This window comes from Plantibacter sp. H53, from assembly GCF_001650455.1.
In the GTDB taxonomy this organism is placed as follows: Bacteria; Actinomycetota; Actinomycetes; order Actinomycetales; family Microbacteriaceae; genus Plantibacter; species Plantibacter flavus_A.
Genome location: NZ_LWCT01000014.1, coordinates 37,758 through 51,748, shown reverse-complemented (window position 1 = coordinate 51,748; position 13,991 = coordinate 37,758). Strand labels below are relative to the sequence as shown.

Genomic DNA, 13,991 nt, shown 5'->3' with positions numbered 1-13,991 from the left:
GGAGGAGGGGCCATGCCGGACGAGGAACAGACGACGACCGACTGGCGCGCAGTGGCCGCCGCCCTCGCGAACGACGACACCCGGACGGTGTACGCACAACTCGCCCTCGGGCAGGAGCCCGACCTCGGCGCCACCCAGCGTGCTGTGCGACGGGCCGAGCAGAGCGTCCAGACGTTGTCTCGGGCGGGCCTGCTGGACGACGGCGGGCGCGTCTCGGGCGAGGTGTTCCGAGACCTGCTCGCAGCCGCCGCACCGCCGAAGCGCGAAGGGGTCGACCGTTTCCTCGTTGACGGACGGATCGCGCAGTACCCGTCGAATCCGGACGAGCGGCAGGCGCTCTTGCAGCGGGTCGCGGCATCAGCGCTCCAGCCGGACGAGGTGGTCGACGAAGCTGAGATCAACGAGCGGTTGTCCGCGTTCCACGACGACGTCGCGGTACTTCGGCGGTACCTCGTGGACGCACAGCTCGTCGAGCGCACGCGCTCGGGGACCGAGTACGCGCTCGTCACCTGAGTCAGCCGCCCTTCGACAGGCTCAGGGACCGGCACGCGCGAGGTCGGACCTGTTCCGGTCTCTGAGCTTGTCGAAGTGCCCACGGGGGTCTTGTGGGGCTGCCCTTCGACAGGCTCAGGAACCGGGATGGGGGCTCAGGGACCGGGGTGAGGCTCAGTGCCCGGGACCGATTGCGTCAGGCGCGGATGTCCTTCGTGAGTTCGGCGACGAGAGCGGCCCGCTGCTCGCGGGTGGACGGCCGACCTTCGGCGTCGGGACGCTCCTGCCACGGGAACGGTCCAGTGGCGCGGCGGTACTCGACCCCGAGGGCGTCGAGGCGGGCGAGGTGCTGCTGCAGCCGTCCCTCGAAGCCCGCGAGGTCGCGCTCGCGGCCGACCCAGGCGACCTCGGCGAGGGCGCACAGTCGCGGATACGCCTGGTAGTCGATGACGCGGGCGGAGTCCATGTGCTCGGTCCAGATGTTCGCCTGCACCCCGATGATGTGCTCGGCCTGCGCCTCCGTCAGCTCCGCCGGCACGGGCTCGAAGGTGTACACCTCCGAGACCGTCAGTGGCGGCCCGACCGGGATCGGTTCACCCGGGAGCTCCGACTCGCGGTAGTCGAGGTAGACGCGGTCGTCCGGGCAGGCGATGACGTCGTAGCCCTGTCGTGCGGCGGCGACCGCACCGAACTCGCCGCGCCATGAGGCGACAGTCGCGTCCTTCGGCAATCCGCCGCCCTCGAGGATCTCGTCCCAGCCGTACAGGCGCCGGCCCGCGGCTGACAGGTGCGCCTCGAGCTGGCGGATGAACCACGCCTGCAGCGCTTCGACGGTGTCCAGCCCACGCTCGGCCATGAGGGCCTGCGTCCGAGCGCTCGCCGCCCAGCGGGTCTTCTTCGCCTCGTCGCCACCGACGCCGATGAAGGTCGACGGGAACAGCTCCATGACCTCGTCGAACACGGTGCGGAAGAACGCGACCGTCTCCTCGCCCATGTCGAGGATCGCCTCGTTGATCCCCCACCTCGTCCAGACCGACGGCTCGTCCGCGTCTTGCGCGACGTCCGGCACGCCCAGCTCGGGGTACGCGGCGATGATCGCTCGCGCATGGCCGGGCAGGTCGATCTCGGGGACGACCGTGATGGACCGCTCAGCGGCGTAGGCGACGATCTCGCGCAGGTCGTCCTTCGTGTAGAAGCCGCCGTGCGGGCGGCCGTCGCCGGGAGCGTGCCGCGCTGCACCGTGCTGGCTCTCGGTCCGCCACCCGCCGACCTTGGTCAGTTTCGGGAAGGCGTCGATCTGGATCCGCCAGCCCTGGTCGTCGGTGAGGTGGAAGTGGAGGACGTTGAGCTTGTGGCGCGCGGCGAGGTCGATGAACCGCAGCACGTCGGACGTGGGGAGGAAGTGCCGTGCCACGTCGAGCATGACGCCGCGCCAGCCGAAGCGCGGGGCGTCGTCGATGGTCGTCGCCGGGACGGTCCAGTCGACGCCGGGGACGAGCGCACGGCGGTTGACCGCCGGTGGGAGGAGCTGGGTCAGGGTCACCGCACCGGAGAACGCACCGGAGGCGTCGGCGGCGACGATGCGCACACCGTCCGCGTCGACCACGAGCCGGTAGCCGCCGGCCGCGACGGTGTCGTCGTGGATGAACGCGATGCTGTCGGTCCGCATGTCGATCCGTGCGTCGAGGTCGAACCCGGTCGATGTCTGCAGCACCCCGCGCAACCAGCGGGTCGCGGCCGTGAAGCGGCGGTCACCGCCGAGCCCGGTCGTCTCGCTCAGCGTGAAGGCGCCGTCGTGCTGCTGGATGGACACGGGCAGTGGAAGCATCGGTGGTTCTCTCCTCGAGTGCTGATGGGCCGTTCTCAGGACATCCGCGGCGCGGCTGGCCGGGAACCCGGTGACACGCCGGAGGACTCCTGAGAACGGTCCCGGATGGTGGAGGTCAGGACGGACGGTCGACGAGGGTGGTGAGGCGGTCGGCGATCAGCGTATCCGAGACGACGGTGAGCGGTGACTGACCGGCCTCGGCGGCGAGCTCGGCGATGCTACGGCCGACGAGCTCGCGGAGGTCGGGGTGCGACACCTGCGCGATGCGCACAGCGGACCAGTCGACGCGCTCGTCGAACGGCGGCTCGGCGAAGGCCCGTTCGAGTTCGTCGACGACGGCGTCGTCACGGAGGCGGTCGATGACGGCGTCGCCGCCACCGCCGGTCACCCAGGTGGGCAGCAGGGCGGTGAGAGCGGTGCCGCGGAGGACGCCGTCGAGCAGGATGGTGCAGGTGCCGTGATCCATGGGCCGCTCTCCAGTCGTCGGGCGATTGCGCATGTTGCAACGGGGGTTGCGTCAATGCCCGACAACTGTAAAGGGGCCGAACAAACGTGTCAACGGTGTGGAGACGGTGTGGCGGGGCGGGTTGCTCGGCACTTCGACAGGCTCAGCGACCGGGGGAGTGTGGCTCAGTGACCGGGGGAAGTAACTTGGTGACCGGGGGAGGGCTTCGGCTCCGCGGTCGGGGCGCCTACTCCACGAGGCGGAGGCGGACCGCCATGAACTGCCGACCGGGCAGGTCGACCCGGACGGTACCGGTGTGGGTGCCGGGGAGGGTCTCGACCGTCATGTTCCAGGTGTCGAGCACGTCGACGTGGAACTCGCCCTCGGGGAGGAAGACGTTGCGGAACCGCGGCCGGTTGAAGCCGAAGTAGCCGATGACGTAGCGGCCGGCCACCCCGCCCCACGGCACGTCCCAGTCGCCGGGCAGCGGGTCGAGGACGCCCGTCGGGGACTCCGCCGAGATGCGCTCCAGGAACGCGACGCGGTCGGGACTCGAACCGATGAGCGGCCCGCCCTTCGACCAGAACAGCTCCTCCCGGTCGTTGAGGTAGGTCTCGCCGTGGCCGACGTAGCCGCCGCGGATCGCACCCTCCCAGAACCGTCGCACCATCTCCTCGCCGGTGATGTTGCCCCAGCCCTGGTCGATGTCGCCCTCGTAGGCACACTCGTCGATGACGATCGGCTTGCCCCACTGCTCGCGCCAGGCGTCGGTGTTCTCCGCGGTCCGGTAGACGTCGACGCGCTGCACGCTGCAGTGCGTGATCCACGGCTTGGTGTAGTCGTAGAACCCCTGGCAGTTGTGGATGGAGTTGAGGTGGCCGTGCGGGTCCTCCGCGCCGACGACCGTCGCGAGCCGCTCCCAGTCGTCGTTCGTCTTCGCCCAGAGCAGGTCGTACTCGTTCGCCATCGACCACCACACGTTCGCGAACGCGGCGAGCCGGCGGACGGCGTAGCGGAGGTACCGTTCGTCGACGGCCGGACCGAGGTCCGCGAAGCCCCAGCGGTCGTAGGCGTGGAAGAGGATGAGGTCCGCCTCGATGCCGAGCGCGCCGAGCTGGGTGATGCGGCGCTCGAGGTTCGCCCAGTAGGCCGGGTCGAACCGCTCGTGGTCGAACCCGTCGGCGAGCGAGCCGACGAAGGGGAACGTCTCCGGCTCGTTCGCGTTGTAGAGGTACGACTTCGGGAACACGCACATGCGGATCTTCGTGAACGGTGCGGCCTCCAGGGCGCGTAGCGTCTGCTCCTGCAGTTCCTCGGGCTGGTGCGTCCAGGCGTAGGCGGTCGTGCCGAGCGGGCGATGGCGGGTGCCGTCCGCGTGGGCGAAGTGGAAGCCGTCGACGCGCACCGGTCCGTGGTTGCCTGTCGCCGCGGCCGACACGGTGAACGTGCCGGCGACGCCGTCGAGCGAGCGGGCGGTCGAGCTCGTGGTGAACGACCACTCGCCCTGCTCCTCGGCGAGCAGCCGTACCAGGTACCGTCCGTCGCCGTCGTAGAACCCGCCGACGGTGAGCTCGCGTGCACCGTTCGTGAACGTCGCGCCGAGTTCGACGTCGACGAACGGGTTGCCGTGCGACGGCCCGTCCAGCCGGATCTCCACGACGCCGTACTGCGGGACGTCGCCGGGGACCGTCAGGGTCGCCGAGCCGCGCTGGACGTCCTCGCCCTCGTAGTCGAGAGCGGGCTCGATCGCGGCGCCGTAGGGTGCGCGGGCCTCGGGACCGTCGTCGACCTGTGCGAGCGCCGCCCAGAGACGATCCTTCGCCGCGTCGTCCTGGAGCTCGGGCACGATCGCCGACAGCTGCCCGAGCCGGATGCTCCGGAACTGCTTGGCCATCGGCGATGCGGCGATGCCGGGCAGGAACTGCTCGAGGACGGTGCGACCCGCCGGGCTCTCGATGACGTCTCCGAAGGCGGAACTGCGGTCGAACATGGATCTCCTGTGATCGGCCGAGCGGGTCGGCGGCGGGGTGCTACTGGTGCAGGCGGTGCGAGTGTTGCACGTGGAACGGTCGAGTGGGGGTTATCGCGCAACTCCTGGTGCCGGAGTGGCTGCAGCCAGCGCCGCGTCCACCTCGTCGAGCATCGACGGCGGCGTGAACATGAGGAGCTGACGGACGGTCCGACCGCGACTCCACTGGGTGCCGCGGCGGATGTCGTCGGCCTTGGCCTGATCGTGGGCACCCACCGAGCGCAGGAGGGCGTCGTACGCAGCCGGTCGGTCGATGATCTCGGAGAGCGGCGAGTCGAGGCCGAGCGTGATGTCGTCGGGAGTCGAGCCGGCGTCCGTGACCTCGACCGTCCAGTCGTGACGACCGGACCCGATCGTCTCCTCGGGGGCACCCGGCAACGCGACCGTCGCCGTCGTGTTCGGCGGCACGACCGCCGACACGCGGAGTGAGGACCCGTCGCGTCGCCACGCCACCGACGCCTCGCCGTAGGGCGTGACATGTCGGGCTTCGGCGTGGTCGAGTCCATCGATCGGCCGCGGCGCGATCCGGAGTTCACGGTAGCCGGGAGCCGCGGGCGCGAGGCCGGCCACGGTGCGGTGCAGCCAGTCGGCGACGGCACCGAGCGCGTAGTGGTTGAACGAGGTCATTTCGCCCGGGTTGACCGAGCCGTCCTCGAGCAGGCTGTCCCAGCGCTCCCAGATCGTGGTCGCGCCCTTGGTGACGGGCGAGAGCCAGGACGGGTTCTCGGTCTGGAGCATGAGGCGGCCGGCCGCGCGGAGGTGTCCGCCGTCGGCGAGTGCGTCGGTGATGAGCGGCGTCCCCACGAAACCGGTGCCGATACGGTAGCCGTCGGCGCGGACGAGGTCGGCGAGGCGGTCCGCGAGGCGCTGTCGCACGGTGGGATCGTCGACGAGGTCGAACCGCAGGGCGAGGGCGTACGCGGTCGGCGCGTCGGACATCATCCGGCCGGCGGGCGTCACGTACTCGGCGGTGAAGGCCGCCCGACTCCGCTCGGCCAGGTCGCCGTACCGCTCGGCGTCCGCCGTCTCCCCGAGGAGCCCGGCGGTGTCGGCGAGGATCCGGAGGGACCGCGCGTGATAGGCGCTCGCGACGATGTCCGAGTCGACCCTGGCCTTCGCCGGCTGGTCCGGCGGCGCGCTCGGGTCGAGCCAGTCGCCGAGCTGGAAGGTGTTCGACCAGAGACCGTCGGTGCTCACCCGGAGGACGGCCTCCACCCAGGAGCGCATCGACGGGTACTGCTCGCGCAGGATCCCGAGGTCGCCGTAGCGCTCGTGGAGCACCCACGGCACGACGGTCGCCGCGTCGCCCCAGGCCGCGGTCGGACCGCCACCGGCGAAGCCGGACAGCGCGGCCGGGACCACCATCGGGACGACACCGTCCTGGTGTCCCTGTTCGAGCGCGAGGTCGCGCAGCCAGGAGTCGAGGAAGGCGGAGCTGTCGTAGAGGAAGCTCGCGGTCGGGGCGAAGACCTGCAGGTCACCCGTCCAGCCGAGTCGTTCGTCGCGCTGCGGGCAGTCGGTCGGGATGCTCAGGAAGTTGCCGCGCATGCCCCAGACGACGTTCTCGTGGAGGCGGTCGAGCAGCTCGTGCGAGGAGGAGAACCAACCCGTCCGCGTGAGGTCGCTGTGGAGGACGACGGCGGTGACCGACGCCGGGTCGAACGTGCCCGGCCAGCCGTCGATCTGCGCGTAACGGAAGCCGTGGAAGGTGAAGCGCGGCTCGATCGTCTGCTCGCCGTCGCCCGAGAGCGTGACGTGGTCGGTGGCCGCGGCGTTGCGGAGCGGACGCAGGGCGAGTTCGCCCTCGTCGAGGACCTCGGCGTGCCGGAGCGTGAGCGTCGTGCCCCGCGGGCCGGCGACGGTGAGCCGGAGGCGGCCGACGAGGTTCTGGCCGAAGTCGAGGATGGTCGCGCCCGACGGCGAGGTGAGCACCTCCGCCACCGCGCGCTCCTCGATGCGACGGACGGGCGCGGCGATGCGGGCCTCCGGCACCGGGTGCGCAGCGTCGTCGACGAGGGCCGGGGCCCAGGTGGACGCGTCGGACGCCGTCGTCGACCAGCCGGGTTCGGCCAGGGTGGTGTCGATCGCCTCACCGGCGTAGATGCCGCTGTCGACGAGCTCGGCACCGTCGGCCGCCGACCAGCTCGCATCGGTGACGAGCGTCTCCGTCGTCCCGTCGAGGTAGTCGAGCTGCAGCTGGGCGGCGAAGCGTGGCTGGTCGCCGTAGATCCGCTCGGCGAACTGGAAGAACCCGTAGCGCTCGGTGTACCAGGCACCGGCGACGGTCGCGGCGAGGACGTTCTCGCCCGGCTCGACGAGCGCGGTGACGTCGACGGTCTCGTGCACGAGGCGGTCGCCGTAGGCGGTCCAGCCGGGGGAGAGGACGTCCTCCGAGGCGGGAACCCCGTTGAGCTGTGGTTCGGCGGCACCGAGCGCGGTCCAGAACAGCCGGGCGCGACGGACGGGCTGGGCGACCGTGAACGTGCGGCGCACCCGGATCGGTTGCGCCGGACGCCCGCGCGCCGCGAGACCGATGAAGCTGGCGGCCCAGGCTCCGTCGGCGAGGAACGCGGCTTCGACGTCGATCGGCTCGCTCCAGGGTGTCTCCTCACCGGCGGTCGACGCGGCACGGACCTCGACGGTGCGCACCTCGTCCGGCGCGAGTGGTGGGAACGGCCAGGAGACGAGAACGGAGTCGCGGCCCTCGACACGCGCCGTGGCGCCACTGCCGTCCCGGAGCTCGGCCCAGGCCTGCACCCAGCCGGAGCCAGCGGTCTCGACGGTCCAGCTCAACCGTGGCGTCGGTGTCGCGACCGCGGGACTGTCGTCACGGGTCTCCGCCCGCAGCCGACCGATCCGCGCCACGTGCGCGGTCATCGGGACGTCCCTGCCGCGATGGTGACGACGTGCTCGAGCACGAGGTCGACGACGGACGATCCGATCCGGAAGGTGACGTCGCCTGGCTCGACCTGCCAGCCGTCCGCCCAGTGGGCGAAGACCCGGGCCGGCAGCGCGACCTCCCAGGCGACCGATTCGCCGGCGCCCGCGCGGACGACGGCCGATCCGACGAGCCAGCGTACGGGGCGGTCGACCGAGGAGTCCGGTCGCTCCGCGTACACCTGCACGACGTGCTTGCCGGCGCGGTCACCGGTGTTCGTCGCGGTCCCGGAGACGCGGGCGTCACCGGAGGCGACGTCACCCGAGACCTCGCCACCGTCGATGGACCAGCTCGTGTACCCGAGCCCGTGCCCGAACCAGTAGGCGGGCGTGGCACCCGAGCGGAGCCATGCGCGGTAGCCGATGTGGATGCCCTCCTCGTAGCGGAGCACGCCGTCCACCGGGGTGACGTCGAGCACCGGGACGTCGTCGAGCGCTGCAGCCCAGGTGGTGCTCAGGCGACCACCGGGTTCGGCGACACCGAGGAGCACGTCGGCCAGGGCGTTGCCCATCTCCTGTCCGCCGAACCAACCGAGGAGCACGGCGGCGACCTCGTCGCTCCAGGGGAGCAGGACCGGGGCGCCGGAGTTGACGATCACGACGGTGCGTGGGTTCACGGCGGCGACGGCCCGGACGAGCTCGTCCTGACGGCCGGGGAGTGTGAGGTCGCTGCGGTCCCAGCCCTCCGACTCGACCTTCGAGTTCGTGCCGACGACCACGACGGCGACATCGGCCGCGTGGGCCGCCTCGACCGCCTGGGCGATGAGGGCGTCGGGGTCGGAGTCGTCGGGAGCGCGACCGACGGTGACGCTGATCGCGCCGAGACCGTTCTCGCTCGGGGAGAGGTCGAACTCCGCACGGAGTTCGACGGCGACGTCGGCCAGGGCGGCGAACGCACCCGTCGCCGACGGCGGGGCGAGCAGCGCCGCGCCGAGATCGTTCCCGACGACCACGGGCTGCTCGTCGACGAGGAGGACGCCGTCGACGAAGAGCCGACCGTGGAGCCCCGTGGCGAAGCCGAGGCGCAGCTGCTCGGTGGCGTCGGGCGTGTACGTGGTGGTGAGCACGAGCTGCGACGCCGTGGTGACCGGGGCGTCGCCGCCGAACCAGACGAGCGCGGTGGATCGGCGGTCCTCGGTGAAGAGCTCTGCACCGTCGGCGTCGAGGAACGTGGCGACGAGACCGGGGTCACCCGTGCGCGGGTTGGTGAGGCGCTCGAGCGGGAGTTCGGCGACACCCTCCTGCACGATCGCGCCGACGGCGTAGTCGATCGTCGCGTCGGGGAGCGCGAGTCGCAGTCCCTCGAGGGGGCTGACGGTGTGCTCGGGGAGGACCGTCGCACTGCCACCGCCCTGGGTGCGGGAGTCGCGGGCATTGTGCCCGATGACGGCGACGCGGGTGAGCGTGGCCGCGTCGAGGGGCAGGGTGCCGTCGTTGTCGAGTAGCACGACGCCCTCGGTCTCGGCCTCGCGGGAGAAGGCGACCCCGTCGACCGGGGCCGGTGCCAGCGCCTCGTCACCGAGTGCGCCGACGCGGACCGCGAGGGCGAGGAGCCGGGCGACCTTGCGGTCGACGTCGGCTTCGGCGACGCGTCCGTCGCGGACGGCCTCGACGAGTGCCGCGCTCCATGCGGGAGCGGGACCGGGCATGGCGAGGTCCTGCGACGCCGGCGCCGAGCCGAGGCTGCGGACGCCGGTCCAGTCGCTGACGACGACGCCGTCGAAGCCCCACTCCGAGTTGAGCGGCGTCTCCAGCAGGTCGTTCTCGCTCATCGTGACGCCGTCGACGGAGTTGTAGGCGCTCATGATCGCCCAGGTGCCGGCCTCGGTCACCGTGCGCTCGAACGGCGCGAGGTAGAGCTCGCGGAGGGCGCGCTCGCTCGCGTGCACGTCGACCGTGAAGCGGTCGGTCTCGGAGTCGTTGGCGACGTAGTGCTTCGGGGTCGCGGCGACGCCGTTGTCCTGCAGGCCGCTGACGTAGGCGGCCGCGAGCGAGCCGGTCAGTTCCGGGTCCTCGCTGAACGCCTCGAAGTGCCGCCCGCCGAGCGGTGAGCGGTGGAGGTTGATGGTCGGGCCGAGGACGACGTCGACGCCTTTGCGGCGGGCCTCGGCCGCCGCGACGGCGCCGTATCGGTAGGCGAGCGACGGGTCCCAGGAGGACGCCAGCGCGGTCGCCGACGGGAGGTTGATCGACGGCGAGCGCTCGTCCCACAGCGGACCGCGGACGCCGGCCGGGCCGTCGGACAGGACCATGGCGCGCAGGCCGATCTTCTCGAGCGGGACCGTGGTCCAGAAGTCGGCGCCGGAGACGAGTGCGACCTTCTCCTCGAGGTCGAGCCGGGCGACGAGGGCGTCGATCGCCGCGGTGTCGACGGGCTTCGTGACGGCGGCGTGCCGGGGAGTGGTGATGGTCATGCGGTGTTGGTCCGTTCTGGGGTGGCCCTTCGACAAGCTCAGGGACCGGATGGTGGGTCTCAGGGACCGGATGGTGTGGGTGCTGCGCCCGGCCGGCCAGGTTCCTGGCCCCGGCCGACCGGGCGGTCGAAGCGACGGTCAGGCGGCGGACTCCGCCGCACGCTGCTCGTCGATGAGGCGGCGGCGCTCCACCCGGCGGTCCTCCTGGCGGTCCGGGTCGGGGATCGGTGCCGCCATGAACAGGCGCTGCGTGTAGGGGTGGGCCGGGTGCGCCGTCACCTGGTCGCCGTCGCCGGACTCGACGATCTCCCCGTGGTACATGACCGCCACGCGGTGGCTGATGTGCCGGACGACCGCGAGGTCGTGCGAGATGAACAGGTAGGCGACGCCCGTCTGTTCCTGGATGTCGATGAAGAGGTCGAGGACCCGCGCCTGCGTCGACAGGTCGAGGGCCGACACGGGCTCGTCGCACACGATGAGCTTCGGATCGAGGGCGAGCGCCCGGGCGATCGCGATGCGCTGCCGCTGCCCGCCCGAGAACTCGCGGGGGAGCCGTGAGGCCGCGCCGGTCGGCAGCTGCACCTGGTCGAGCAGGGATCCGACGCGCTTGCGGGCGTCAGCACCGGAGACGCCGCGGACGGTGAGCGGCTCGGTGAGGATCTGCTCGATCGTGAGCGAGGGGTTGAGCGAGGAGTACGGGTCCTGGAACACGACCTGGATCTCCGAGCTCAGCGCCCGGCGCTCCTTGCGCTTCAGGTGCCCGATCTCCTGGTCGCGGTAGCGGATGCTGCCGCCGGTGACCGGGGCGAGGCCCAGCACGGCGCGACCGAGCGTGGTCTTGCCGGAGCCGGACTCGCCGACGAGGCCGACGGTCTCACCGGGCTTGATGTCGATCGACACGCCCTTGAGCGCCTTGAACGACTGGGCGCGGAACCCCTTGCCCGGGTACTCGACTTCGAGGTCCTTCACCTCGAGCAGTGACGACGTCATCGGGTCTCTCCTGTCAGGTTCGTCGCGAGTGCCGGTCGGGCGGGACCCTCGTCGAGGATCGCGCCGAGCAGCGACTGCGTGTACGGGTGCTGCGCGTGGTTGAAGATCGAGCGCACCGGCCCGGTCTCCACGATGAGGCCGTTCTGCATGACCGAGACGCGGTCGCAGAGGTCGGCGACCACACCGAAGTTGTGCGTCACGAGGAGCATCGCCATGTGGCGTTCCGCCTGGAGGTCGCGCAGCAGGTCGAGGACCTCGGCTTGCACGGTCACATCGAGCGCGGTGGTGGGCTCGTCGGCGATGATGATGTCCGGGTCCGTCGAGACGGCGCCGGCGATGAGCACACGCTGCGCCATACCGCCCGAGACCTCGTGCGGGAATGCGGCGAAGGTGCGCTTGGGGTTCGGGATGCCGACCCGCTCGAGCAGGGCGAGTGCCTTGTCCGTCGCCTCCTTCTTGCTGAGGCCGAGGGTGACGCGCAGGGGTTCGACGAGCTGGCTGCCGATCGTGAACGCCGGGTCGAGGTTCGACATCGGCTCCTGCGGGATGTAGCCGATGCGCTTGCCGCGTATGGCCGTGTACTCGCGCTCCCCGAGGGTGTCGAGCCGGGTGCCCTCGTATCGGATCGTCCCGTCGGTGACCCGACCGCCGCGCGGCAGGAGCCCGAGGACACCCCATGCGGTCTGGGTCTTGCCCGAGCCGGACTCGCCGATGAGGCCGTGGACCTCGCCCTTGCGGATGTCGAGGTCGACGCCGTGGACGACCTCGGTGACTCGGCCGCCCTCCTGGTCGTAGCCGACGCGGAGGTCGCGGACGCTGAGGACGAGCTCCTCGGCACGGACGGCGGCGCGGGCGTCGTCGTCGTGGCGGATGGGCGGGACACCGACGATCTCGTCCTCGCTGATCCCGGAAGTGCTGATCGACTGGGTGACGATCGTGTTCGAGCCCGTCTTCGACGTCGTCACGATCTTGCGACGGCGCCGGCGGACGGACACGGTGCGCTCGAGCTCGTCACGCATCGCGTTGGCGAGCAGGGTGAGCGCGATGCAGGTGAGCGCGATCGCGAGCGACGGCCACACCATGAGGATCGGTGCCTTGTAGATGTTCGTGAAGCCGTCGTTGAGCATCGAGCCCCAGGTCGGCACCGACAGGTCGCCGAGACCGAGGAACTCGAGGCCGGACTGGATCGCGATGGCGATGCCCGCGATGATCGCCGACTGGATGATGATCGGTGCGCGGACGACCGAGAGGATGTGCCTGCCGATGATGCGCGGGTCGCTGAGTCCCGAGACCCGGGCGGCGTCCACGTAGAGCTCCGAGCGGACGGCCGTGACGGCCGCGTAGACGAGGCGGAAGTAGGAGGGCGAGAGCAGGATGCCGAAGATCGCCATCGAGATCCAGACCGACGGGCCGAGGACGGCGCGGGCGGCCAGCAGGACGACGATGCCGGGCAGCGCCATGATGAGGCCCGTGAACCACGAGGACACGGAGTCGAACCACCCCTGGTAGTACCCGGCGATCAGCCCGGCGACGACCCCGATGACGATCGCGACGACGAGGGCGAGGAGTGCTGCGGCGACGCTGATCTGGGTGGCGGCGAGCAGGCGGGAGAACACGTCGCGCCCGGCGCTGTCCGCTCCGAGGAGGTGGTCGGCACTCGGTGGCGCCAGGACCTGCTGCAGGGACGCGAGGTTCGGATCCTGCGGGGCGATGAGCGGTCCGAAGATCGCGACGACCCCGATGAGTACGAGGAACACGAGGGACGCGGCGCCGATCGGGCGCTTGAGGAGCCGGCGCAGGAGGTTGACGCGGACCTGCGGGGTCGGGACGGTGAGCGGGGTTTCGATGGCGGTCATGACAGTCGCACCTTCGGGTTGAGCGCAGCCTGCGCGAGGTCGATGAGCAGGTTGACGACGACGACGATGATGGCCGTCGCGATGACGACCCCCATGACGATGGGGATGTCGCCCTGGGTCGTGGCCTGCACGGCGAGTTGACCGATGCCCGGGAGGGCGAAGATCTGCTCGATGATGACGGCGCCGCCGAGGAGGCCGATGAACTGCACGGCGAGGACGGCGAGGGCGGGGCCGCCGGCGTTCCGCAGCACGTGCTTGTAGATGACGCGGCCCGTACCGAGCCCGCGGCTGCGGAGCGTCCGGACGTAGTCCTTCGACATCGCGTCGACGACGGAACCGCGCACCTGCTGCGAGACCGTCGCGATGGCGCCGATCGCGAGGGCGATGATCGGCAATGTCACCGAGGCGACCCAGCCGGAGAAGGACGTGGTGATCGGGATGTACCCGGTGGCTTTGAACAGGCGGAGGTTGATCGCGAAGGTGATGACGAGCACGAGCGCGATGAGGAAGCTGGGGATCGCGAAGCCGATGACGGAGATGAACTGGACGACGTTGTCGATCCATCCACCGCGACGGGCGGCGAGGACACCGAGGATGACGGACACGATCGCGGCGATGATGGTCGCGCCGAGCACGATCGAGAGGGTGACGGCGAGGCGGCCGGTGACGCCCGAGGACACGAGCTGGCCGGTGAACCACGAGCGGCCGAGGTCGCCCTGGAAGGCGGAGGCGATCCAGTCGAGGTACTGCACCGGCAACGGGCGGTCGAGGCCGAGTTCGGCGGCCTTCTTCGCGACGGTCTCGGTGGTGGCGCTCTGGCCGAGGATCCGGCGGGCGATGTCGCCGCCGCCGAGGTAGAGGAGGGAGTACGCGATCACGGAGATCACGAAGATGAGGACGACGCCGGACACCAGGCGTCTGAGGATGAATCCGAGCATGGGTCACTCCAGGAAGTGGGTGAGTGAGGGGTGTTGGGGCCGGCCCGCCCGAGCGCTGGACA

9 protein-coding genes are annotated in these 13,991 nt (G+C 71.0%); 1 reads left to right on the top strand and 8 read right to left on the bottom strand.

Annotated elements, in window-relative coordinates:
• Positions 1-12: 12 nt before the first annotated feature.
• Positions 13-513, top strand: a complete 501-nt coding sequence (locus A4X17_RS09450; protein WP_064295419.1) for a DUF2087 domain-containing protein — start codon at positions 13-15, stop codon at positions 511-513.
• Between the two features lie 175 nt (positions 514-688).
• Here the strand turns inward: A4X17_RS09450 and A4X17_RS09445 are convergent, their stop codons facing one another.
• The 8 genes from A4X17_RS09445 to A4X17_RS09410 all read right to left on the bottom strand — a co-directional run bounded on the left by A4X17_RS09445 (position 689) and on the right by A4X17_RS09410 (position 13,929).
• The gene (locus A4X17_RS09445; RefSeq protein WP_064295418.1) at positions 689-2,320 is read right to left on the bottom strand and encodes a beta-N-acetylhexosaminidase; all 1,632 of its coding nucleotides are present in this window, start codon (positions 2,318-2,320) and stop codon (positions 689-691) included.
• 115 nt (positions 2,321-2,435) lie between these two features.
• The gene (locus tag A4X17_RS09440; RefSeq protein WP_064295417.1) at positions 2,436-2,786 is read right to left on the bottom strand and encodes a hypothetical protein; all 351 of its coding nucleotides are present in this window, start codon (positions 2,784-2,786) and stop codon (positions 2,436-2,438) included.
• A 226-nt stretch (positions 2,787-3,012) separates the two neighbouring features.
• Complete coding sequence (locus A4X17_RS09435; RefSeq protein ID WP_064295416.1) at positions 3,013-4,755, bottom strand: DUF5605 domain-containing protein; 1,743 nt, start codon at positions 4,753-4,755, stop codon at positions 3,013-3,015.
• Between the two features lie 90 nt (positions 4,756-4,845).
• Positions 4,846-7,671, bottom strand: coding sequence for a family 78 glycoside hydrolase catalytic domain (locus tag A4X17_RS09430; protein ID WP_064295415.1), 2,826 nt, complete (start codon positions 7,669-7,671; stop codon positions 4,846-4,848).
• Positions 7,668-10,145: a beta-glucosidase gene (locus A4X17_RS09425; RefSeq protein ID WP_064295414.1), complete on the bottom strand. Its 2,478-nt coding sequence runs from the start codon at positions 10,143-10,145 to the stop codon at positions 7,668-7,670. The genes A4X17_RS09430 and A4X17_RS09425 overlap by 4 nt, the downstream gene beginning before the upstream one ends.
• Before the next feature lie 138 nt (positions 10,146-10,283).
• On the bottom strand, positions 10,284-11,135 hold the full coding sequence (locus A4X17_RS09420) for an ATP-binding cassette domain-containing protein (RefSeq protein WP_064295413.1): 852 nt from the start codon (positions 11,133-11,135) through the stop codon (positions 10,284-10,286).
• Complete coding sequence (locus A4X17_RS09415; protein ID WP_064295412.1) at positions 11,132-12,991, bottom strand: dipeptide/oligopeptide/nickel ABC transporter permease/ATP-binding protein; 1,860 nt, start codon at positions 12,989-12,991, stop codon at positions 11,132-11,134. Before A4X17_RS09415 ends, A4X17_RS09420 begins: the two co-directional genes overlap by 4 nt.
• The gene (locus tag A4X17_RS09410; protein WP_064295411.1) at positions 12,988-13,929 is read right to left on the bottom strand and encodes an ABC transporter permease; all 942 of its coding nucleotides are present in this window, start codon (positions 13,927-13,929) and stop codon (positions 12,988-12,990) included. The genes A4X17_RS09415 and A4X17_RS09410 overlap by 4 nt, the downstream gene beginning before the upstream one ends.
• Positions 13,930-13,991 lie beyond the last annotated feature (62 nt).